The sequence below is a fragment of the Prauserella muralis genome, assembly GCF_003202285.1.
Lineage (GTDB): Bacteria > Actinomycetota > Actinomycetes > Mycobacteriales > Pseudonocardiaceae > Prauserella_B > Prauserella_B muralis.
Window position 1 is genome coordinate 726,380 of the sequence record NZ_MASW01000001.1, and the last position, 20,383, is coordinate 746,762.

The window sequence follows — 20,383 nt, forward strand, 5'->3', positions numbered from 1 at the left end:
GAAGTTGGACGGACCGCACCCGGGACCGGTTCCCGGTTTCTCCGGCGGAGTCCTAGCCGGCGGGAATCGCGACCTCGCCGCGGGATGCGCGCAGCGCGATGTCGGTCCGGTGGTGGGCGCCGGGCAGGTTGATCCTGCCGATCCGCTCGTAGGCCTCGGAGCGGGCCTCCTCCAGGTCGGCGCCCGTGCCGACGACCGAGAGCACCCGGCCGCCGCTGGACACGACGGCGCCGTCGTCGCGGCGGCGGGTGCCCGCGTGCAGCACACCCTCACCCTCGCTGCCGGTGATGACGTCGCCCGTGCGCGGCTTGCCGGGGTAGCCGTCGGCCGCGACGACCACGGTGACGGCCGCGCCGTCGGCCCACTCCAGCGGCGGCTGCCCGGCGAGCGTGCCGGTGGCGGTGGCGTGCAGCAGGCCGGCCAGCGGCGTGCGCAGCAGGGCCAGCACGGCCTGGGTCTCCGGGTCGCCGAAACGGCAGTTGAACTCGATCACCTGCGGGCCGTCGGAGGTCAGCGCGAGCCCGGCGTAGAGCAGCCCCGAGAACGAGGCGTCCCGCGCGGCGAGCTCGTCCACCACCGGCTGCACGATGGTGGCGACGACGTCGTCGACCAGGTTCGGCGGCGCCCACGGCAGCGGCGCGTAGGCGCCCATGCCGCCGGTGTTGGGTCCCGCGTCGCCATCGCCGACCCGTTTGAAGTCCTGCGCGGGCAGCAGCGGCACCACGGTGTGGCCGTCCACGAGGCAGAACAGCGAGGCCTCCGGCCCGTCCAGGAACGACTCGAGCAGCACCGGGTGGCCGCCGTCGAGCAGCATCAGCGCGTGTTTGCGCGCCTCCGGCAGGTCCTGCGTGACGACGACGCCCTTGCCCGCGGCGAGGCCGTCGTCCTTGACCACCCAGGTGGGGCCGAAGCGGGCGAGGGCGGTGTCGAGGTGGGCCGGGTTGTCGACCACCTCACTGCGGGCCGTCGGCACCTTGGCGGCGGCCATCACGTCCTTGGCGAAGGCCTTCGAGCCCTCGATGCGGGCGGCGGCGGCCGAGGGGCCGAAGCACGCGATGCCCTCGGCGCGCACCGCGTCGGCGGCGCCGGCGACGAGGGGCACCTCGGGCCCGACGACCACGAGGTCGGCCTTCCAGCGGGCGGCCGCCCCGGCGATGGCCTTGGGATCGGTGAGGTCGGCGCCGAGCGGCTCGGCGAGCGCCGCGATCCCGGCGTTGCCGGGCGCGCAGGCGAGCGCCGTGACCGCCGGGTCGTGCGAGGCGGCGAGGACGATGGCGTGCTCACGGGCTCCGGAGCCGATAACCAGGACGCGCACGGGTGACCAGGGTAGCCGCGGGGGTAGCCCGCCGTTCACCCGCATGTCCTCCTGCGGCAGCCCGGCCGTCGCCCTGCCGTCGTGGCCGCCGAGAAAGGTGTCCTCATGATTCGACAGCGAGTGGCCCTGGTGGCTCTCTCCGCGTTCGCGGTGCTCGGCATGACCAGTGTGGTGACCCCGGCGAGTCGCGCCGACGCTGCGGCGCAGGCGAGCCGCGACGACGGCCCGGTGATCGTGGCGCACCGGGGCGCCTCCGGCTACCGGCCGGAGCACACGCTGGCCGCCTACGAGCTGGCGGCGCGGATGGGTGCCGACTACCTCGAGCCCGACCTCGTGACCACCAAGGACGGCGTGCTCGTCGCCAGGCACGAGCCGGAGATCGGTGGCACCACCGACGTGGCCGACCACCCGGAGTTCGCCGGGCGCAAGACCACGAAGGTCGTCGACGGCGCTCCGGTCACCGGCTGGTTCGCCGAGGACTTCACGCTCGCCGAGCTGAAGACGCTGCGGGCCAAGGAACGCATCCCGCAGCTGCGGCCGAACAACACGATCTACGACGGCCGGTTCGAGGTGCCGACGCTGCAGGAGGTCATCGACCTCACCAAGCGGCTGTCCCGGGAGCTGCGCAGGCCGATCGGGATCTACCCGGAGACCAAGCACCCGACGTACTTTGCCGAGCAGGGCCTTCCGCTGGAGCCTGCGCTGGTGCGCACGCTCGACCGCAACGGGCTCAACCACCCGGGGGCGAGGGTGTACGTGCAGTCGTTCGAGGTGGGCAACCTGCAGCGGCTCGACCGGCAGCTGCGCGTGCCGCTGGTGCAGCTCATCGCAGGCTCCGGCGCGCCGTACGACTTCGTGGCCTCGGGCGACGAGCGCACCTACGACGACCTCGTGACGCCCCGGGGGCTCGCCGCGATCGCCCGCTACGCCGAGGGCATCGGCCCCGCCAAGGACCGGATCATCCCGACCGACGCGCAGGGCTACCTCGCCGAGCCGACGACGCTGGTGGACGACGCACACGCGGCGGGCCTGACCGTGCACCCGTGGACCTTCCGCGCGGAGAACGCCTTCCTGCCCGCCGACTTCGACTCCTCGGCCGACCCGGCGGCGTGGGGCGACATCCTCGCCGAGCACGAGGCGTTCCTGGCCACGGGCATCGACGGACTGTTCGCCGACCACCCGGACATCGCCGTCGAGGCGGCGCGCAGCCTCACGACCGGGACATAGCCGCGGCCTCGGGGGCGGCGCCGTCGCATTCGGGTTCGCCGGAGTACACGGCGATCTTGTGCCGGATGAGCCGCTGGTGCTCGTGCAGCTGCGCGATCTGGCCGGTGACCCGCCGGTCGTGCTCGCGCAGCACCGCCAGCCGCTCCTCCCGGCGGGCGTCGCCGCCCCGCAGCAGCTCCACGAACCGCAGCATGTCGGCGATGGGCATGTCGGTGTCGCGCAGGCAGCGCAGCAGCCGCAACAGGTTGACGTCGGCCTCGGAGAACCGCCTCCGGCCGCCCGGCGTGCGTTCCACCTCGTGCAGCAGGCCGATCTTCTCGTAGTAGCGAAGCGTGTCGATGCTGAACCCGGTCTTCGCGGTGACCTCAGCCGGAGAGTAGAAGCTCACCTGTCCAGAGTCGCACCTGGAGCGCGCTCCAGGTCAAGCTCCGTCCTCGCAGCGCACGACCTCGCGGGAAGGGCGGCCGCGCGCGGAGACGACGGCGCCGCCCGCACCCACGACCCGGACCTGCAGGGAGCCGCACGCGCAGCGGGTCCAGACCGTCTCGCCCTCCGGGGTGTGGTGCCGCGACACCACCGCATAGAGGTCGTCGTCGGGCCAGCCACAGAACGGACACGTGCTCATGGGGCCAGCATGGGCCCGCCCAGCGTGCAGGTCCAGGTTGGATTCGTGGACCCGACCGTGAAGAATCGCCTACATGATTGACCTGCGCAGGCTCACCGTCCTGCGGGCGGTCGACTACTACGGCACCGTCACCGCCGCGGCAAGGGCACTGCACCTGACACCCTCGGCGGCGTCACAGCAGATCCGCCAGCTCGGCAAGGAACTGGGCGTCCCACTGCTGGAGCCGCACGGGCGCAAGGTGCGGCTCACCGGCGGCGCCCGGACCCTGCTCGCGCACGCCGACGCCATCGCGTCCCGGTGGCAGCAGGCCGAGGCGGAACTGCACGCCACCGCCGACCAGCCTGCCGGGGTGGTGCGGCTGGCCGGGTTCCCCACCGCGATGTGCCGGTTCCTCGGCCCCGCCACCGCACGCCTGCGTGCGCGCTACCCGGCGCTGACGGTGCGGCTGCGCGAGACCGAGACGCCGCGCTGCTTCGACCTGCTGTTCAACGGTGAGGTCGACATCGCGGTGGTGGAGGCGATCCCGGGCAACCCGGCGGTCGGCGATCCGCGGTTCGACCAGCGCCCGCTGCTGGACGATCCCTTCCACCTGCTGCTGCCCGGCGGCCACCGGCTCGCCGGGCGGCGCTGCGTCGAACTCGCCGAGGTGGCCGACGAGCCGTGGATCATCGGGGCACCAGGCGACGCGTGGCGGGTGCACGTGCTCGCCGCGTGCTCGGCGGCCGGGTTCAGCCCCACGATCGCGCACGAGGCGTGCGACTCCAGTCTCGTCGCCTCGCTGGTCGACCTCGGGCTCGGCGTGGCGCTGTTTCCGAACCTCGCCCAGCTGCCGCCGGATGCCGACGTGCGCACCGTCGGCGTCAGCGGCACGGCGCCGTCGCGCCGGTTCCTCACCTGCACGCGGCGAGGCGCGAGGGACGCCCCCGCCGTCGCCGCGGTGCTGGAGGCGGTGGACGAGCTGCTGCCTAGATGAACTGGTGGCGCACGATCGTCTGCTCCCGGCCGGGGCCGACGCCGATCGCGGAGATCCGCGCGCCCACCAGCTCCTCGAGGCGCTCGACGTAGGCGCGCGCGTTGGCGGGCAGCTCGTCGAACGTGCGGCACTGGCTGATGTCCTCCCACCAGCCGGGCAGCTCCTCGTAGATCGGCACGGCGTGGTGCACGTCGGTCTGCGTCATCGGCATGTCCTCGGTGCGGAAGCCGTCGACCTCGTAGCCGACGCACACCGGCACCCGCTCCAGCCCGGAGAGCACGTCGAGCTTGGTGAGGAAGTAGTCGGTGATGCCGTTGACCCGCACCGCGTAGCGCCCGATGACGGCGTCGAACCAGCCGGTGCGCCGGGAGCGGCCGGTGGTGACGCCGAACTCGCCCCCCGCCTTGCGCAGGTTCTCGCCCGCCTCGTCGTGCAGCTCCGTCGGGAAAGGGCCCGAGCCGACGCGGGTGGTGTAGGCCTTGAGGATGCCCAGCACTGTGGTGATGCGGCCGGGCCCGATGCCGGTGCCCGCGCTGGCGCCGCCGGAGGTGGGGCTCGACGAGGTGACGAACGGGTAGGTGCCGTGGTCGACGTCGAGCAGGGTGCCCTGCGAGCCCTCCAGCAGCACCGTCTCGCCGCGTTCCAGCGCCTTGTTCAGCTGCAGGCGGGTGTCGGCGATGCGGTGCGCGAACCGCTCGCCCTGCGCCAGCACGGTGTCGGTGACCTCGTCGGGGTCGAGCGCCTTGCGGTTGTAGACCTTGACCAGCACCTGGTTCTTGAACTCCAGCGCGGCCTCGACCTTCTGCCGGAGGATCTTCTCGTCCAGCAGGTCCTGCACGCGCACGCCGACGCGGGCCACCTTGTCCTGGTAGCACGGGCCGATGCCGCGGCCGGTGGTGCCGATCTTCTTCGCGCCGAGGTAGCGCTCGGTGACTTTGTCGATCGCCACGTGGTACGGCATGATCAGGTGCGCGTCGGCCGAGATGAGCAGCCGCTCCGTGTCGACCCCGCGCTCCTCCAGCCCGGCCAGCTCGTCGAGCAGCACCCCGGGGTCCACCACCACGCCGTTGCCGATCACGTTCGTGACCCCGGGCGTGAGGATGCCCGACGGGATGAGGTGCAGCGCGAAGTCCTGCCCGTCCGGCAGCACGACCGTGTGACCGGCGTTGTTGCCGCCCTGGTAGCGGACCACCCACTGGACGCGGTCGCCGAGCAGGTCGGTGGCCTTGCCCTTGCCTTCGTCGCCCCACTGGGCACCGATCAGCACGATGGCCGGCATGTGACACTCCTGGTAATCGACGGCAGGAAATCGATGGCGCGCGAGAATTGCCGGTGCATGAGCCTAACCGAGGAGAATGACGTGCGCGGAACGGTGCTGGTTTGTGGCCGGCCGGGCGAGTCACCGCAGGTGCCGGAGGGAGTCGCGGTGCATGCCCTGCCCGCGCGGCCGGGCAGGTCGGACATCGATTCGCTGCTGACCGACGCGCTCGTGGTGGTGGGTTCCGACGCCGATCTCGCCGCCGTGGCGCTGCGGCTGCTGCGCAGGGAACGGCTCGACGCCACCACCGTGGGTTACGTGCCGGTGGACCGCGACTCGGCCGTGGCCCGGCTGTGGGGCCTGCCCGCGAACCCGCGGGACGCGCTCGCGCTGGCGCTGTCCGGCGAGGCCCGCCCGGTGCCGCTGGTGCGGGACGACGCGGGTGGCGTGCTGGTCGGCCATGGCGTGATCCGGCAGCCCCGCGGGGTGGCGTACTGCGACGACACGCTTGCCCTGCGCGGTGAGGCGGCGTCGATCACGGTCCGGCCGGGTCCCGCGGGTCTCGTGGCGACGATCACGCGGGGGCGGCTGCTCCGGCGCCGCACCGTGTTCGAGGGGCGGGCCTTCCAGCTCGGCACGGCGCCGGTGAGGCCGGTGTCGGACGGGGTGCCGTACCCGAGGCCTCTGGAGCGCTGGACGTGGTACCGGCATACCCACGACTTACGTCTGGTTCTGCCCGCCCGTTAACCCGGACGTGTTGAGTACGTCACCTTTCTGCGCGACAGTCGGAAAGTCTCCAACCTCACACAGAGAGGCGTCGCCGTGTCCGCTCCCCGCACTCTCCGTCATGGACTGACCGCGCTCGGCTCCACCGCTGTCCTGCTCCTCGGTGGCGCCGGTGTCGCGTCGGCCGAACCGCCCGGCATCCCCGACGAGGCCACAGCCCGCGCGCAGCTGGCCGAGCTGACCGTCGCCCCGGAGGGCCCGATGGACGGCTACGATCGCGACCGGTTCCCGCACTGGAGCGACCAAGGCGACAACTGCAACACCCGCGAGGCCGTCCTGGAACGCGACGGCACCGGCGTCGAGACCGGCTCCGACTGCTACCCGACGTCGGGCAGCTGGGAAAGCCCGTACGACGGCGCGACCTGGACCGACCCTTCGGACGTCGACATCGACCACGTGGTGCCGCTGGCGGCGGCGTGGCGCTCCGGCGCGGCGGAGTGGACGACGGACAGGCGCGAGCGGTTCGCCAACGACCTGTCCGGCCCGCAGCTCATCGCCGTCACCGACGACGTGAACCAGGAGAAGGGCGACGACACACCGGACGCCTGGAAGCCACCGGAGCAGGGCTACTGGTGCACCTACGCGGCCATGTGGATCACCGTGAAGCACACGTGGGAGCTGACCGTCACCGACGCGGAGCACGCCGCGCTGGAGGACATGCTCGCCACCTGCTGAGCGGCTGGCTCAGCCCGGCGATTGGGCACGTGTCACGGTGAACAGCAACGGCGAACGAAAGCCGAGCTGGGCGACGGAGTCGGCGACGACCTCGGCCAGCCACCCCACCGCGTCACACGACCATTCAGCAAGCTGGCCGCGCAGCACCACGCCGTGCCGGGGCGGGCCATTCCAGAGCCTGTCATCGAACGGCGGAGGGACAAGAGCGTCCTGGCCAGCGATATCGTGGGAACTACACACGAACACGTCCTGATCCAGATCACCGAGGTGGCCGGTGAGCTGCTTTGCGAGAGCAGGGATCGAAGGGTCCCGGCCGCTGTTGATGCCGACCTCCACCGGCGTCCTCGATCGCAGGTCACACGCCGCGAACCAATCGACCGTTTGCATCGACGGCACGGCTGCGTACGGCGGGCGCGACGAGGGATCAAGCCCCTGAACCGGTAGGAGGATCTGTACCGTGGACAAATTCAGCGTGCCAACCCGCTCAGTCGTGTCCTCAGCGCACCGCAGGAACGGCTGCACTGGTAGCGGTCGGTCGTCGGCCACCGCGCTGGCCTCGACCTGGAACCACGAGGTCAAGGCCGATCCGGGAGCGGCGAGGGGGTGGCTCCACCCGGCGTCGTTCATGCCCCACAGTCCGGTTGCGCGGACCATGCCCTCCTCCAAGCCGCCTCCGGCCGAGCTGTCGTCGAGCCAGCCCATAGCGAGCGATCGCTGATAGAACAGCTGGTAGGCATCGTGCTCGGGATCGTGCCCGGCGTGTGGGACCAACTCGCCGTACAGGGCTGCGAACATGGTGCCCGCGGTCCGGCTGGCCGCGGGCACCATCCCCGGTTGCGTTGTCACGCTGCGCTCCGGCACGCTGGGTCCTCCCTGGCCGCCTCGCAGCTGCGACCTTTCTCCCATGACGTTAGTACACCCGGCAAGCGACGTTGGCCTGGTTATACGGCCACTCGCTTGTGTCAATCTCGCCGATCACGTCGACGTCCACGTGGTTACGCCACGACGTCGGGAGGGTGTTCGCGCAAGCGTGACGCGCCGTCGTGCGGTTGCCACGCCCGCCGCCGGGCCGGAGCTCCGCGGTCGGCGAACACGCCTTCTGGCGCCAGGTGTTATCCGTGTACCACTCGTAGAGGCAGTTGTACACGTTGGCGCGGTTGTTGCTGCAGTTTCCCTTGTTCCACCACCCGTGACCGGACACGTCCCCACCGGACGGGTGTGGGTTATCCCTCCCACTGACCGGTGTGCAGCCGATCTGTGCTGTTTCCGAAACTGCGCCCGAATTCTGAGCCATGGGAATTGTCCGACCGGTTCTGTCCAGGTAAACCGAGGTCTTGTCAGCGCCAGGTGGTGCTATCCCCGGCACCGCGTCCGTGGACGCCACGGACGCAGCACCGACTGGTGTAGAAGCAGGGATCGCGTGGGCCACGGCGGTTACCGGAGCCGCGACCGCTGACGCCTGTGACAACACGAGTAAACCCGCGCCGACAATTCCGGTCGCTATGGAATTTCTGTAACGAAAAAACGCATGACCGTTTCTCCAGAAGTAATGGATGCGGCCCAAATTCAGATGCGAACGCAGGTGGAGCGTCCCCGAACCTCGCCCCGAGTCCCCAGCCCCCAGACCGCTTTGCCATTGCAGCAGACAAATTACGATGCGCCTGAAGCCGTCGAGATCACCATCCGCCATTCGGACGGTATAGACCAGCACGACCGGTCGATCAGTCGGGTTCCACCGCTGGCCACGGCCTTCCAGGAACCCCCACCACAGCTCCAGCCGTTCGCACAGGTACGAACGACACGTGGTGCCGCTGGCGGCGGCGTGGCGCTCCGGCGCGGCGGAGTGGACGACGGACAGGCGCGAGCGGTTCGCCAACGACCTGTCCGGCCCGCAGCTCATCGCCGTCACCGACGACGTGAACCAGGAGAAGGGCGACGACACACCGGACGCCTGGAAGCCACCGGAGCAGGGCTACTGGTGCACCTACGCGGCCATGTGGATCACCGTGAAGCACACGTGGGAGCTGACCGTCACCGACGCGGAGCACGCCGCGCTGGAGGACATGCTCGCCACCTGCTGAGCGGCTGGCTCAGCCCAGGCCGGTGGCGTCGGCCGCGGCCGGGTCGGACTCGGTGAGGAGCTTCGTGCAGCGCTCGTACTCCTCGCTCTCGCCGATGCGGCCCGCGGCCTTGGCCAGCGCGGCGAGGGCGCGCAGGAAGCCCTGGTTGGGGCGGTGCGCCCACGGCACCGGTCCGAAGCCCTTCCAGCCGGCGCGGCGCAGCTGGTCGAGGCCGCGGTGGTAGCCGGTGCGGGCGTAGGCGTAGGCGGCGACGACCTCGTCCTCGCCCAGCGCGCGCTCGGCGAGCGCGGCCCACGCCTCGCTGAAGTCGGGGTGCTCGGCGGCGACCTCCGCCGGATCGGTGCCCGCGTCGAGCGCGGCCTGCGCGTCGGGCCGCTCGGGCAGCTTGGTGGCGTCCGGTTCGAGGAGGTTGCCGTGCGTCATGCGGCCATTGTGCAGGACGGCGCCGTCACAGGAAGACGGCCATCACCACGCCGCTGCCCCCGAGCACGAGGGCGGCGACCAGCACCGCGGCAACGAGTCGTTTCGGCATCATGAGCGCCTACCTTGCACTATCGGTGACGAACCGGACACCCGGGGGTAGCTCCCCAATGCCACATTCGTAGCGTTCAACTTCCCCAATGCGGCATTCGTAGCGTTCAACGCCACCAATGCCGCATTGGGGAACTTCTCTCGGGAAGGGTTCCCTAGAGCTTCTTGCCTGCCGACTTGAGGCTTTCGGCGGCCTCCACGACGCGCTTGGCCATGGCGCCCTCGGCGACCTTCAGGTAGCTGCGCGGGTCGTAGGTCTTCTTGTTGCCGACCTCGCCGTCGATCTTCAGCACACCGTCGTAGTTCTTGAACATGTGGTCGGCGATCGGGCGCGTGAACGCGTACTGGGTGTCGGTGTCGACGTTCATCTTCACCACGCCGTAGGACACCGCCTCGTGGATCTCCTCCAGCAGCGAGCCGGAGCCGCCGTGGAACACCAGCTCGAACGGCTTGGAGCCCTCCACGAGACCGAGCTTCTCGGCGGCGACCTGCTGGCCACGCTTGAGCACGTCCGGGCGCAGCTGCACGGCGCCGGGCTTGTACGAGCCGTGCACGTTGCCGAACGTCGCGGCGAGCAGGTAGCGGCCCTTGTCGCCGGAGCCGAGCGCGTCGACGGTCTTGAGGAAGTCGCCCTCGGCGGTGTAGAGCTTCTCGTTGATCTCGTTGGAGACCCCGTCCTCCTCGCCGCCGACGACGCCGATCTCCACCTCGAGGATGATCTTCGCCGCGGCGGCGCGCTCCAGCAGGTCGGCGGCGATCTTGAGGTTCTCGTCGAGGTCGATCGCGGAGCCGTCCCACATGTGCGACTGGAACAGCGGGTTCTCGCCCCGGTCGACCCGCTCCTTGGACACCTCGATGAGCGGGTTGACGAAGCCGTCGAGCTTGTCCTTGGGGCAGTGGTCGGTGTGCAGCGCGACGTTGATCGGATACTTCGCGGCGACGACGTGGGCGAACTCGGCGAGCGCGGTGGCGCCGGTCACCATGTCCTTCACCTTCTGCCCCGAGGCGAACTCGGCGCCACCGGTGGAGAACTGGATGATGCCGTCACTCTCCGCCTCGGCGAAACCCCGCAGCGCGGCGTTCAGGGTCTCCGACGAGGTCACGTTGATGGCCGGGTACGCGAACTCGTTCGCCTTGGCCCGGTCCAGCATCTCGGCGTAGACCTCGGGGGTGGCGATGGGCATCGTTGTCCTCCTCGAACGGCGTCCTTCTCGTTCGCATCCTACGAGGGGTTACCCCGGTGCCCGCCAGGCCTCGACACAGCACTTCAGCACAGCACTTCGGCCAGCGCGCGGTAGCCGGGCAGCGGGTCGCCGTCGGCGGAGAGCACCTGGACGCAGACGTGGTCGGCGCCCGCCGTGAGGTGCGCCCGCACGCCGGCGGCGATGTCCTGCGGCTCGCCGTGCAGGCCGAGCGCGTCGACGAGCCGGTCGCTGCCGCCGTCGGCGAGGTCGTCCTCGGTCCAGCCGAGCCGACGCAGGTTCCTGCGGTAGTTCACCAGGCCGAGGTACGGCGTCCGGATCGCGGGGCGCGCGATCCGGCGCGCCCTCGCCGGGTCGGTCTCCACGACGACCTTGTGTTCCGGGGCCAGCAGCGGGCCCTCGCCGAGGATCTCGCGGGCCTCGCGGGTGTGCTCGGGCGTGGTGAGGTACGGGTGCGCGCCCGCCGTGCGCTCGGCGGAGAGCGCGAGCACCTTCGGGCCGAGCGCGGCCAGCATCCGGTCCTCGACGGGAACACCACCCTCGTCGAGCGCGTCGAGGTAGGCCACGATCGTGTCGTAGGGCTTGCGGTACTCCCGGATGGCCTCGGGGTGGCCGATGCCGACGCCGAGCAGGAACCGGCCGGGGTGCCGCTCGGCAACGCGGTGGTAGGAGCGCGCCACGGTGGCGGCGTCGGCGGTCCACATGTTGACGATGCCGGTGGCCACCGTGATGGTGCTGGTCGCGTCGAGCAGCTCCTCGGCGAGCGCGAGGTCGGCGGGCGGCGAGCCGCCGATCCAGATTGTGCCGTAGCCGAGTCGCTCCACCTCCGCCGCCACCGCCGCGTCGAGGCTGTTCGCCCGCTGCCAGATTCCGATCTCACCGAGGTTCGCCGTCATGCCCGGGACAACGCCGTGCGGGGCTGGCCACATTCCGCGACGACTGGAGATCGATTCACGCCTACCAGTGAGTAGCCTACTGGGAGTAAGTTGAGGTACGGTGCCCGACGAGGCACCGCAAGGAGGCACCAATGGCGTTCCTGACCGGCAGCAAGGTCACAGGCAAGGTCGTGTTCATCACCGGCGCGGCGCGGGGGATCGGCGCCGGGCTGGCCGAACGCCTGGCCGCCGACGGCGCGAAGGTCGCACTGGTCGGTCTGGAAGCCGACGAGCAGCGCAAGGTCGCCGAGCGCATCGGCCCGGCCGCCCACGCCTGGGAGGCCGACGTCACCAGCTGGAACGACCTGGAGCGGGCCACCAAGGGCGTCGTCGAGCACTTCGGCGGCATCGACATCGTCATCGCCAACGCGGGCATCGCCACCACCGGCTTCGTCCGCTCGGTCGACCCCGCCGCGTTCGAGAAGGTCATCGAGGTCGACCTGCTCGGCGTGTGGCGCACCTTCCGCGTCACCATGCCGCACGTCATCGACCGCAAGGGCTACCTGCTCGCCATCTCCTCGCTCGCCGCGATCACCCACGCGCCGGGCATGGCCAACTACGCCGCCGCGAAGGCAGGCGTCGAGGCCTTCTGCAACAGCCTGCGCGCCGAAGTCGCCCACCTCGGCGTGAAGGTCGGCGTCGCCCACCCGACCTGGATCAGGACCGACCTCGTCGAGAGCGCCGACAAGCATCCCGTGTTCGGCAGGCTCCGCTCCGGCATGCCCGGCCTGATCGGTAAGACCTATCCCCTCGACGTCGCGCTCGACTGCCTGGAGGCCGGCATCAAGCGCAGGGCACGCACCATCCACGTGCCGAGGTGGGTCGGCGGGCTCAAGCTCGTCCGCGCCTTCCTGCCGCCGATCATCGAGCTGGGCTCACGCTCCCGCGTGCCCGCCGCCGACCGCGCCGCGCTGGAGGACATCGCCGCCCGCGGCGCGCGCGAGGCCTCGGTCACCGGTCACGGTGGCCGCGCCGCCACGAAGTAGGAGAGGCCGATGTCGCGTCGCGGCCAGATCCGGATGAGCCCGGACGAGGTCGTCACCTACCTCGAGCGGCAGCGGGTCATCAACGTCGCGACGATCGGGCCCCACGGCAGGCCGCACCTCGCCCCGCTGTGGTACGTCCCCCGGGGCGCGGGCATGGCCACCTGGACCTACCGCAAGGCGCAGAAGGTCGCCAACCTGCGGAGGCTGCCGGAGGCGACCGTGCTCGTGGAGTCCGGCGACAGCTACGAGACCCTGCGGGGCGTCTCGATGGAGTGCGACGTCGAGCTGGTCGAGGACACCGGCGCGGTCGCCGACATCGGGCTTGCCCTCGCACTGCGCTACGCCGGGACCACCGAGGTCACCGACGAGCTGCGGGCGTTCGTCGGCGGGCAGGCCCCGAAGCGCATCGGGCTCGTCTTCACCCCCACCAAGGTCGTGAGCTGGGACCACACCAAGCTCGGCGGCACCTACTGACGCCTGCCGAGACGGGCGGCACCTACCCGATCGGACGGTGTGCCCACCGTCACACCGGGCCTACCTTCGGAGGCGTGCGAGCCTCGAACGTGCATTTCGCGAGCCCGGTGGCAGGCGTACCGTTGAGCCGTTCGGCGCGACGACGCGCCGACCGCGGACCTCGGACGCTGGAGGGCCACGCGATGCCGGAGCTGCTCACGGGACCGTGCGCACGACCCGATCCCGCTGACGCGCCGCCCCGGCTGGCGAAGTTCCACGCGCCGGAGATCGTCTTCGGGCCCGGTTCGCTGGCCGAGCTGGGCCACTGCGCGCGCAGGGTCGGCGCCCGCAGGCCGTTCCTCGTCACCGACCCCGGGCTGGAGAACGCGGGCTGGGTCGCCGAGGCCGTCGGGCACCTGGAGGCGGCCGGGCTGCGGCCCGTGGTGTGGGACGGCGTGACGCCCAACCCCAAGGACTACGAGATCGAGGCCGCCTACGACAGGTACGCGGCCAGCGGCAGCGACGTGATCCTCGCCGTCGGCGGCGGCTCCTGCATCGACGCGGCCAAGGGCGTGGCGATCCTCTCCGGCAACGGCGGGGCGATCCTCGGCTACGCGGGTGTCGACAAGGTCGTACAGCCGATCCCTCCGCTGGTGATGGCACCGTCCACCTCCGGCACCGGCGCCGACGTGTCGCAGTTCGCCGTCATCACCGACACCACGCGGCGTACCAAGCTCACCATCATCAGCCGCACCCTGGTGCCGGAGATCTCGATCGTCGACCCGCGCCTGCTCACCACCATGCCCGACGACCTCAACGCGGCCACCGGGCTGGACGCGCTCACGCACGCCATCGAGGCGTTCGTCTCCCGCGCCCACAACCCGCTCACCGACCACCACGCCCTCCACGCCGCGCACCTGATCACCGAGCACCTGCTGCACACGCTGGTGCGGCCGTGCGACGCCGAGCCCAGGATCGGCATGGCCCAGGGTGCCCTGGAGGCCGGGATGGCCTTCACCAACGCGATCCTCGGCATCACCCACGCCATGAGCCATCAGGTGGGCGGGCTGCTCGACCTGCCGCACGGCGTCGTCAACGGCGTCCTGCTGCCGCACGCGATCCGGTTCAACGCCGAGGCCGACCCCCGGCGCTACGTCGCGCTGGCCGCGGCCACCGGCATCGACGTGGCGGGCAGGCCCGCCGACGAGGTGGCCGAGCTGCTGGCCTGCCGCGTGCGCGAGCTCGCGGACGCGGTGGGGGTGCCGCGCGGGCTGGCCGCGCTCGGCGTCACCGAGGCCGACCTCCCGACGCTGGCCAGGACCACGCTCGACGACGCGTGCCTGGCCACCAACCCGCGGGAGGCCGACGCCGCCGACGTGGAGTCACTGTTCCGGCAGGCGCTGTGAACGACGGCGAGAACACCAGGGACGACACCGCCTACCTCGGCGCGCTGACCGGCGTGCGCTCCGGCAAGCGCTCGTTCTACCCGGAGTACGTCCGCTCCGCCGAGCGGCTGCAACACGCGGTGCAGGCCATCGACCGGATCTCCCGCGCCCTCGTGCACACCGCCGAGGGCCCCCGCGCGGTGGTGGAGGCCGTCGTGCGCGCGGCGGCCGAGTACCTGCAGGCCGAGTGGCTGCTGTTCGCCGTCGCCGACGGCGCGCTGCCCACCGCACGGCCGCGGCAACTGCTGCTGCGCGGCGATGTGCTGCTCGAGGACGAGCGGCGGTTTCCCGCCGAGGCCGCCGACCACCTGAGCGTGCTGCGCACCCGGCCGCAGGAGGCCGAGGACCATCCGGCCGGGGTGGCGATGACGCTCGGCGGCGAGCCGGTGGGCGGCATGGCGGGCCGGGTGGCGGGCGGCGCCGCGATCGCGGAGACCGACAGGGCGATCCTGCGGGTGCTGGTGAACCTGGCCGCCCGCAACGCGGAGCTCCAGCAGACCCAGCGGCAGCTGATCGAGGCCATGCAGCGGCAGGCACTCGACGACGAGCGCCACCGCATCGCCAGGGAGCTGCACGACAGCGTCACCCAGGACGTGCTCTCCGCGGGAATTACCATCGAGGTGTGCCGGTCCAAGGTGGAGGGTGAGGGCCTCACCGAGATCGCGGCCGAACTGACCGCGGCCAAGGACCTCACGCGGCGTGCGGTCGAGCGGCTACGCGCCGCGATCTACGCCCTGCACCACGGCGCCGACGAGCGGCCGGGCTCGCTGCCGGTACTGCTGGAGCGACTGTCCACTGTGCACCTTCCCAGCGATGTCAAGGTGCGCGTCACCGTGCGCGGCACGCCGGTGCCGCTGCCGGGAGCCACCGAGCACGCCCTGCTGCGCATCACCGGCGAGGCGCTGTTCAACATCGTCACCCACACCACCGCCACCCAGGCCGTGGTGGTGCTGCACTACCGCACCGGCCGCGTCACCCTGACCGTCTCCGACGACGGCGACGGCGATCCCGCCCACCTGCGCAGGACGCTGCGGCTCGCCACCGCCACCGACCTGGCAGGCGGGCACCGCGGCCTGGCGAACATGCTGGCCAGGGTGGACGAGCTGGGGGGCACCCTGTCGATCCGGCGGGCCCGCATCGGCGGCATCCTGCTCGCCGTCGAGGTCCCGGTGGCGGCGGCATGACGACCCCGCTCAAGATCGTGCTCGTCGACGACCACGCGATCGTCCGCCAGGGGCTCCGCTCGATCCTCGACCGCGAGGAAGACATGGGCGTTGTCGGCGAGGCCTCCACCGCCGCCGAGGCGCGCGCCGTGGTGGAGCGTGCCCGGCCGGACATCGTGCTGCTCGACCTCAAGCTCTCCACCGGGTCCGACACCGAGGGCCTTGCCGTGTGCTCGGAGCTGACCGGGCGCTACCCGCGCCTCGGTGTCCTGGTGCTCACGACGTTCCTCGACGACGCGCTGGTGGTGGAGGCGATCCACCGCGGCGCCCGCGGCTACGTCATCAAGGACGTCGACACCACCGCGCTCGTGTCGTCGATTCGCGCCGTGGCCCGCAACGAGAGCGCCTTCGACTCCCGCTCCGCCTCGGCGATGGTGCGCTCGATCAAGACCACACCCGACGAGCCACGGCTGACCGAACGCGAGCAGAACGTCCTCGAACTGCTCGCCCGTGGACTGTCCAATCGCGACATCGGAGCCCGTCTCTACATCTCGGAGACCACCGTGAAGTTCCACGTGCGCAACATCATGCGCAAGCTCACCGCGGCCACCCGCGCCGAGGCGGTGTACGAGGCGAGCAAGCTCGGGCTGCTGTGACCGCGGGCGCCCTCAGTCGAGCGCCATGCGTTCCAGCCCGCGCAGGTCGCGCACCACCCGCACGCGGTCGCAGTGCTCTGCGTAGGCGGGCAGGGCGCAGCCACCGAGGCCCCACGAGTACCTCGGCTCCGGGGTCAGCCAGATCGTCTCCCGCGCCCTGCGCGTGATCTCCTCGAACGCGGGCAGACCCGGCTCCTTGCCGTTGTTCCGGCCGTCGCCGAGCACCAGCACGGTGGTCCGCCGCGTCACCGCCGAGGCGTGCTCGGCGACGAACTGCCCGAACGCCGCGCCGTAGTCGGAGTTGGCGTCCACGTCGAGCACGTCCCCGCCGAAGACCAGCCCGAGCGCCTGCTCGGCCGGATGGTCGCGGAACAGCTCGGTGGTCTCGGCGATGCCCGCCACGAACGCGAACGAACGGACCTGCGCGAAGAGGTCCTGCAGCCCGTGCACCAGATGCAGGGTGAACCGCGCCGTCGTGCGCACCGACAGGCTCACGTCGGCGAGCACCACCAGCCGGGGCCGGTCCTCCGTGCGGCGCACGGTCACGGGCGTGAACGGAATACCGTCGAAACGCAGGTTGCGGCGCATGGTGCGGCCCGGGTCGATCCGGCCTGCCGTGGCGACGCGCCGCCGGTGGGTCAGCGCCCCGTGCAGTGACCTGGCGAGCCTGCGCAGCGACTCCTCCAGCTCGGCGCGCTCCACCTCGGCGATGCGGTCCACCTCGGCAGCCCTGCGCTCACGGGTCTCGATCACCCGCTGCTCCAGCTCCAGCAGCGCCTCCAGATGCCGCTTCAACGCCTCCGGCAGGTTCGCCAGCACCCCCGCGAGCCGCCTGCGCAGCGCCGCCGCGGCGTCGTCCGCGTCCTCGGCGTCGGCTGCCTGCGGCTGCGCGTCGTCCAGCCAGCCGAGCAGCGCCTCCTGCTCGGCGACGGACAGCTCGACGTCGACGCCCGTGCCGGTGCTCGTGGACAGCTCGCCGGGCAGGCCAGCACCGTGCAGCCGCTCGGCGTCGAGCTGCACGCGGTAGTCCTCGCCGCCGGCCGGGCGGGCGTCGGCGGAGAAGGCGATCTCGTCGGTGAGGGAGGCCAGGTCGATCTTGTTGGCCTCCTGGTGCAGGTTGTACCGCTGGGCGAGGTCCTGCTGGTCGAAGAACCGCCGCAGGTCGGAGGGCTTGCCGTGCTCGTGGCCCTGCTGCGGGCTCTCGCTCGGCTCCTCGGACAGCGTGAACGACTCCAGCTCGCCGGTGTCGGTGAGGTCGTCGTGCCCGTGGCCGTGGCCGTGCCCGTGCCCTGCCGGGCCGACCTTCATCAGCGCGAAGAAGGCGTCGAAGACCTCGTCGAACAACGGCTCGTCGCGGTGGTCCTTCACCAGCGCGACCCGCAGGGCCGTGCGCAGGACCCCCTTGTCGGCGAGCACTCCCGGCTGGCAGGCGCAGCGCATCGCGTCGAGCGCCTCCGGAATCGACACGCGCATGCCGCCGAGCCGCAGCAGCCGCACGAACCGGTGCAGGGTCGCCTCCACCGCGCCCCCTACACGACCCGGCGCCGCGGCGTGCCGTAGTAGCCCTCGGTGAACCGGCCGGGCCGGTCCTTCGCCGCCCGCACCGCCTTGCCGTCCACCTCGGACCGGTCGCCGTCGTGGTCGTGCCCATGCCCGTGCTCATGCCCGTGGCCGTGCCCATGCCCGTGGCCGTGCCCGTGCCCGTGCCCGTGGCCGTTCTCCGGAATCCGGGCGTTGGGGTCCACGAGCCGCGGCAGCGCATCGAGCGCCTTGCGCACATCCTTGTCGTACTTGACCACCACCGACACCGTGTCCGACAGCACCGGCGCCGACAGCTCGCTCGCCCCGAGCACCGCGAGCGTGCGCGCCCAGTCGATGGTCTCGGAGATGCTCGGCGACTTGCGCAGGTCGAGCTCCCGCAGGCCGCGCACGATGTCCACGAGCTGTCGCGCGAGCTCGTCGGCGAGACCGGTGCGCTTGCTGCGCACGATCTCCAGCTCCCGCTCCGCGGACGGATAGTCCAGGAACAGGTGCAGGCAGCGGCGTTTGAGCGCCGCGGCGAGGTCGCGGGTGTTGTTGGACGTCAGCACCACCAGCGGCGGATGCTCGGCCACGAACGTGCCCAGCTCCGGCACCGACACCTGGTACTCGCCGAGCATCTCCAGCAGAACCGCCTCCAGCGCCTCGTCGGCGCGGTCCACCTCGTCGATGAGCAGCACCGCGGGCTCCGGCGAGCGGACCGCCTCCAGCAGCGGCCGTGGCGCGAGGAAGCGCTCGGAGAAGAACACGCTCTCCTGCGCGCCGATGCGTTCCACGGCGTCGTGCAGGTCGGGCGCGTCGGCCACCAGCTGGCCGATCTTCTCGCGCAGGATCTGGGTGTAGAGCAGCTGCTTGCCGTAGTCCCACTCGTAGAGCGCCTTGGTCTCGTCCTGGCCCTCGTAGCACTGCAGCCGCAGCAGCCGCCGCCCGGTCGCGGCGGCCAGCACCTTGGCCAGCTCCGTCTTGCCGACCCCGGCGGGACCCTCCACGAGCAGCGGCTTGCCGAGCCTGGCCAGCAGGAACACGGTGGTGGCGAGGCGCTCGCCCGCGATGTAGCCCTGCGTGGCGAGCGCCTCACGCGCCTCGTCGACCGATGCGAACATGCTCAGCCGAGCAGCTCGTCGAGGTCACCGGTCATGCTGTGCGCGACGACCGGCCGCACGGTGTCGAACGTGCACTCCTTGGCGTTGCCCGGGGTGCACGCGTCGCCGAGGACGTGGTTGGTAATGCGGTCGACGTCGGCGTCGTCTCCCTTGATCACCGACGCGTTCTCGTAGAACTTGGTCGGGCCGGTGCCGAGCCGGTTCTTGGAGTAGGTGTCCTGCTTGACGTCGACGAAGCGTTCGGGAATGCCCACGTCGCGCAGCAGCCGGATGGCGGCGGCCAGCGCGGCGTCGGCCGCCTGCACGTCGGTCATGCCGTGGGTGTCCACGCCCATCTCGGCGGCGATCTCGGCGAAGCGCCGGTAGGCCACGGGCATGTTGAACGCCCACACGCGCGGCAGCGCGATGGCGTTGTTGAGCCCGTGGTGGGTGTCGTAGAAGGCGCTCACCGCGTGCGAGATGGAGTGGATGATGCCCAGCCCGCCCGAGTTGAACGCCTGCGCGGCGATGTACTGCGCGTACATCATTCCCTCGCGGCCGCCGAGGTCGAGCGGGTTCCAGGTGGCCGTGCGCAGGTGCTGTGCCGTGAGCCGGATGGCGCGCAGCGCGTTGCCGAGCGAGGGCTCGAAGTTCAGCCGCGACACGTACGGCTCCGAGGCGTGGGCGAGCACGTCGAACCCGCACTGCGCCGTGTAGTCCATCGGGCAGTCGTAGTACAGGGTCGGGTCGTCGATGGCCAGCGTGGTGACGCAGTAGTCGTCGAAGGCGACGTACTTGTGCGGGTTGTCCGGGTCGGTGGTGGTGTCGGTGATGACGTAGGCCCACGACGTCTCCGACCCGGTGCCCGCCGTGGTGGAGACGGCGATGTGCGGCGGGTTCTTCGGGTTCTCCGACTTGTTGAAGCCCTCGAAGTCGTTGACGTTGCGGCCGTCGTGGGCCACGGAGACGCGGGCACCCTTGCAGGCGTCGTGCGACGAGCCGCCGCCGATGGAGACGAAGCTGTCGCAGCCCTGCTCCTGGTACAGCGTGACGGCGTCCATCACGTTGTAGTCCTTCGGGTTGGACTCCACCTTGTCGTAGAGCACGACGTCGAGCCCGTGGTACTTCATCGACTCGACGATCTTGTGCACGGTGTCCGAGCCGCGCAGCCCGCTCGTCATCACGAGCGTCTTCCTGAAGCCCAGCTTGAGCGCTTCCGGCCCGATCAGCTCGTGTGCGCCGGGGCCGAGCAGGGCGCGCGGGAACGGGTGGAACTCCTTGATGGGGAACGGCTTGAGTAGCTCGTCGACCTGCATGACGTCGTCGTCCTCTCTGCACGGGCGGTTGCCCGTGAAGCTAGGAGCCCGGCTGTGACGCGGGGAACAGCACGAGCGCGAAACCGGCCGGAGGACACCGCGATCGCGCACGACCGGACGGGCCCGCACCTGACC

General features: G+C 71.2%; 20 protein-coding genes and 1 pseudogene. 10 read left to right on the forward strand and 11 right to left on the reverse strand.

From position 1 onward, the window contains the following. Positions 1 to 52 precede the first annotated feature (52 nt). Positions 53 to 1,315, reverse strand: a complete 1,263-nt coding sequence (gene purD, locus BAY60_RS04385) for a phosphoribosylamine--glycine ligase (protein WP_112279509.1) — start codon at positions 1,313 to 1,315, stop codon at positions 53 to 55. A 105-nt stretch (positions 1,316 to 1,420) separates the two neighbouring features. On the opposite strand from purD, the gene BAY60_RS04390 reads away from it, so the two are divergent. After that, positions 1,421 to 2,542, forward strand: a complete 1,122-nt coding sequence (locus BAY60_RS04390; RefSeq protein WP_211330180.1) for a glycerophosphodiester phosphodiesterase — start codon at positions 1,421 to 1,423, stop codon at positions 2,540 to 2,542. Here BAY60_RS04390 and BAY60_RS04395 read toward each other — a convergent pair. After that, positions 2,526 to 2,930 carry a MerR family transcriptional regulator gene (locus tag BAY60_RS04395; protein ID WP_112279510.1) on the reverse strand — a complete coding sequence of 135 codons (405 nt, stop codon included), beginning with the start codon at positions 2,928 to 2,930 and terminating at the stop codon, positions 2,526 to 2,528. The genes BAY60_RS04390 and BAY60_RS04395 overlap by 17 nt on opposite strands. Positions 2,931 to 2,963: 33 nt before the next feature. Further along, a complete protein-coding gene (locus BAY60_RS04400) occupies positions 2,964 to 3,167 on the reverse strand; it encodes a hypothetical protein (protein ID WP_112279511.1) in 204 nt (67 codons plus the stop codon). Between the two features lie 73 nt (positions 3,168 to 3,240). Here BAY60_RS04400 and BAY60_RS04405 point away from each other — a divergent pair, with 73 nt between their 5' ends. Beyond that, positions 3,241 to 4,140, forward strand: coding sequence for a LysR family transcriptional regulator (locus tag BAY60_RS04405; protein WP_112279512.1), 900 nt, complete (start codon positions 3,241 to 3,243; stop codon positions 4,138 to 4,140). Here BAY60_RS04405 and BAY60_RS04410 read toward each other — a convergent pair. Beyond that, positions 4,133 to 5,419, reverse strand: a complete 1,287-nt coding sequence (locus BAY60_RS04410; RefSeq protein ID WP_112279513.1) for an adenylosuccinate synthase — start codon at positions 5,417 to 5,419, stop codon at positions 4,133 to 4,135. The two genes, BAY60_RS04405 and BAY60_RS04410, sit on opposite strands and share 8 nt — an antisense overlap. 81 nt (positions 5,420 to 5,500) lie before the next feature. On the opposite strand from BAY60_RS04410, the gene BAY60_RS04415 reads away from it, so the two are divergent. Beyond that, positions 5,501 to 6,145: a hypothetical protein gene (locus BAY60_RS04415; RefSeq protein WP_211330181.1), complete on the forward strand. Its 645-nt coding sequence runs from the start codon at positions 5,501 to 5,503 to the stop codon at positions 6,143 to 6,145. Positions 6,146 to 6,220: 75 nt separating this feature from the next. Further along, complete coding sequence (locus BAY60_RS04420) at positions 6,221 to 6,859, forward strand: HNH endonuclease family protein (RefSeq protein WP_112279514.1); 639 nt, start codon at positions 6,221 to 6,223, stop codon at positions 6,857 to 6,859. 9 nt (positions 6,860 to 6,868) lie between these two features. Here BAY60_RS04420 and BAY60_RS04425 read toward each other — a convergent pair whose 3' ends face one another. Beyond that, entirely contained in the window at positions 6,869 to 7,720 is an 852-nt protein-coding gene (locus BAY60_RS04425; RefSeq protein ID WP_245992318.1) for a hypothetical protein, read from the reverse strand. Positions 7,721 to 8,658: 938 nt separating this feature from the next. Between BAY60_RS04425 and BAY60_RS04435 the strand changes: the two are divergent. Further along, a pseudogene (locus BAY60_RS04435) lies at positions 8,659 to 8,940 on the forward strand (HNH endonuclease family protein); the annotation flags it as partial. Positions 8,941 to 8,949: 9 nt separating this feature from the next. Here BAY60_RS04435 and BAY60_RS04440 read toward each other — a convergent pair. The 3 genes from BAY60_RS04440 to BAY60_RS04450 form a co-directional block, all read right to left on the reverse strand. Then, the gene (locus tag BAY60_RS04440) at positions 8,950 to 9,363 is read right to left on the reverse strand and encodes a DUF3151 domain-containing protein (protein ID WP_112279517.1); all 414 of its coding nucleotides are present in this window, start codon (positions 9,361 to 9,363) and stop codon (positions 8,950 to 8,952) included. Between the two features lie 263 nt (positions 9,364 to 9,626). Further along, entirely contained in the window at positions 9,627 to 10,655 is a 1,029-nt protein-coding gene (gene fbaA / locus BAY60_RS04445; RefSeq protein ID WP_112279518.1) for a class II fructose-bisphosphate aldolase, read from the reverse strand. A gap of 83 nt (positions 10,656 to 10,738) precedes the next feature. Next, the gene (locus tag BAY60_RS04450; RefSeq protein WP_112279519.1) at positions 10,739 to 11,569 is read right to left on the reverse strand and encodes an LLM class F420-dependent oxidoreductase; all 831 of its coding nucleotides are present in this window, start codon (positions 11,567 to 11,569) and stop codon (positions 10,739 to 10,741) included. A 131-nt stretch (positions 11,570 to 11,700) separates the two neighbouring features. Between BAY60_RS04450 and BAY60_RS04455 the strand changes: the two genes are divergently transcribed. The 5 genes from BAY60_RS04455 to BAY60_RS04475 all read left to right on the forward strand — a co-directional run bounded on the left by BAY60_RS04455 (position 11,701) and on the right by BAY60_RS04475 (position 16,311). Continuing rightward, positions 11,701 to 12,594, forward strand: a complete 894-nt coding sequence (locus BAY60_RS04455) for an SDR family oxidoreductase (protein WP_112279520.1) — start codon at positions 11,701 to 11,703, stop codon at positions 12,592 to 12,594. Between the two features lie 9 nt (positions 12,595 to 12,603). Continuing rightward, positions 12,604 to 13,068 carry a pyridoxamine 5'-phosphate oxidase family protein gene (locus tag BAY60_RS04460; RefSeq protein ID WP_112279521.1) on the forward strand — a complete coding sequence of 155 codons (465 nt, stop codon included), beginning with the start codon at positions 12,604 to 12,606 and terminating at the stop codon, positions 13,066 to 13,068. Positions 13,069 to 13,250: 182 nt separating this feature from the next. Then, entirely contained in the window at positions 13,251 to 14,453 is a 1,203-nt protein-coding gene (locus BAY60_RS04465; protein WP_112279522.1) for an iron-containing alcohol dehydrogenase, read from the forward strand. Beyond that, positions 14,450 to 15,676, forward strand: a complete 1,227-nt coding sequence (locus BAY60_RS04470) for a sensor histidine kinase (RefSeq protein ID WP_112279523.1) — start codon at positions 14,450 to 14,452, stop codon at positions 15,674 to 15,676. The genes BAY60_RS04465 and BAY60_RS04470 overlap by 4 nt, the downstream gene beginning before the upstream one ends. Continuing rightward, positions 15,673 to 16,311: a MadR family response regulator transcription factor gene (locus BAY60_RS04475; RefSeq protein WP_112279524.1), complete on the forward strand. Its 639-nt coding sequence runs from the start codon at positions 15,673 to 15,675 to the stop codon at positions 16,309 to 16,311. The genes BAY60_RS04470 and BAY60_RS04475 overlap by 4 nt, the downstream gene beginning before the upstream one ends. 12 nt (positions 16,312 to 16,323) lie before the next feature. On the opposite strand, the gene BAY60_RS04480 is transcribed toward BAY60_RS04475, so the two are convergent. From BAY60_RS04480 to mdo, 3 genes are read right to left on the reverse strand one after another with little or no spacing between them, the layout of a single operon-like run. Next, the gene (locus tag BAY60_RS04480) at positions 16,324 to 17,832 is read right to left on the reverse strand and encodes a VWA domain-containing protein (RefSeq protein WP_112279525.1); all 1,509 of its coding nucleotides are present in this window, start codon (positions 17,830 to 17,832) and stop codon (positions 16,324 to 16,326) included. An 8-nt stretch (positions 17,833 to 17,840) separates the two neighbouring features. After that, positions 17,841 to 18,953 (reverse strand): AAA family ATPase, encoded by a 1,113-nt coding sequence (locus BAY60_RS04485; protein ID WP_112279526.1) that lies wholly within the window; start codon positions 18,951 to 18,953, stop codon positions 17,841 to 17,843. Positions 18,954 to 18,955: 2 nt separating this feature from the next. Next, positions 18,956 to 20,248: an NDMA-dependent methanol dehydrogenase gene (gene mdo / locus BAY60_RS04490; protein WP_112279527.1), complete on the reverse strand. Its 1,293-nt coding sequence runs from the start codon at positions 20,246 to 20,248 to the stop codon at positions 18,956 to 18,958. Between the last annotated feature and the right edge of the window lie 135 nt (positions 20,249 to 20,383).

Excerpts from the sequence above, each read along its gene's own strand:
- BAY60_RS04390 (WP_211330180.1), top strand. The coding sequence starts at position 1,421 with ATGATTCGACAGCGAGTGGCCCTGGTGGCTCTCTCCGCGTTCGCGGTG.
- BAY60_RS04400 (WP_112279511.1), bottom strand. The coding sequence starts at position 3,167 with ATGAGCACGTGTCCGTTCTGTGGCTGGCCCGACGACGACCTCTATGCG.
- BAY60_RS04405 (WP_112279512.1), top strand. The coding sequence starts at position 3,241 with ATGATTGACCTGCGCAGGCTCACCGTCCTGCGGGCGGTCGACTACTAC.
- BAY60_RS04410 (WP_112279513.1), bottom strand. The coding sequence starts at position 5,419 with ATGCCGGCCATCGTGCTGATCGGTGCCCAGTGGGGCGACGAAGGCAAG.
- BAY60_RS04440 (WP_112279517.1), bottom strand. The coding sequence starts at position 9,363 with ATGACGCACGGCAACCTCCTCGAACCGGACGCCACCAAGCTGCCCGAG.
- fbaA (WP_112279518.1), bottom strand. The coding sequence starts at position 10,655 with ATGCCCATCGCCACCCCCGAGGTCTACGCCGAGATGCTGGACCGGGCC.
- BAY60_RS04450 (WP_112279519.1), bottom strand. The coding sequence starts at position 11,569 with ATGACGGCGAACCTCGGTGAGATCGGAATCTGGCAGCGGGCGAACAGC.
- BAY60_RS04455 (WP_112279520.1), top strand. The coding sequence starts at position 11,701 with ATGGCGTTCCTGACCGGCAGCAAGGTCACAGGCAAGGTCGTGTTCATC.
- BAY60_RS04460 (WP_112279521.1), top strand. The coding sequence starts at position 12,604 with ATGTCGCGTCGCGGCCAGATCCGGATGAGCCCGGACGAGGTCGTCACC.
- BAY60_RS04465 (WP_112279522.1), top strand. The coding sequence starts at position 13,251 with ATGCCGGAGCTGCTCACGGGACCGTGCGCACGACCCGATCCCGCTGAC.
- BAY60_RS04475 (WP_112279524.1), top strand. The coding sequence starts at position 15,673 with ATGACGACCCCGCTCAAGATCGTGCTCGTCGACGACCACGCGATCGTC.
- BAY60_RS04485 (WP_112279526.1), bottom strand. The coding sequence starts at position 18,953 with ATGTTCGCATCGGTCGACGAGGCGCGTGAGGCGCTCGCCACGCAGGGC.
- mdo (WP_112279527.1), bottom strand. The coding sequence starts at position 20,248 with ATGCAGGTCGACGAGCTACTCAAGCCGTTCCCCATCAAGGAGTTCCAC.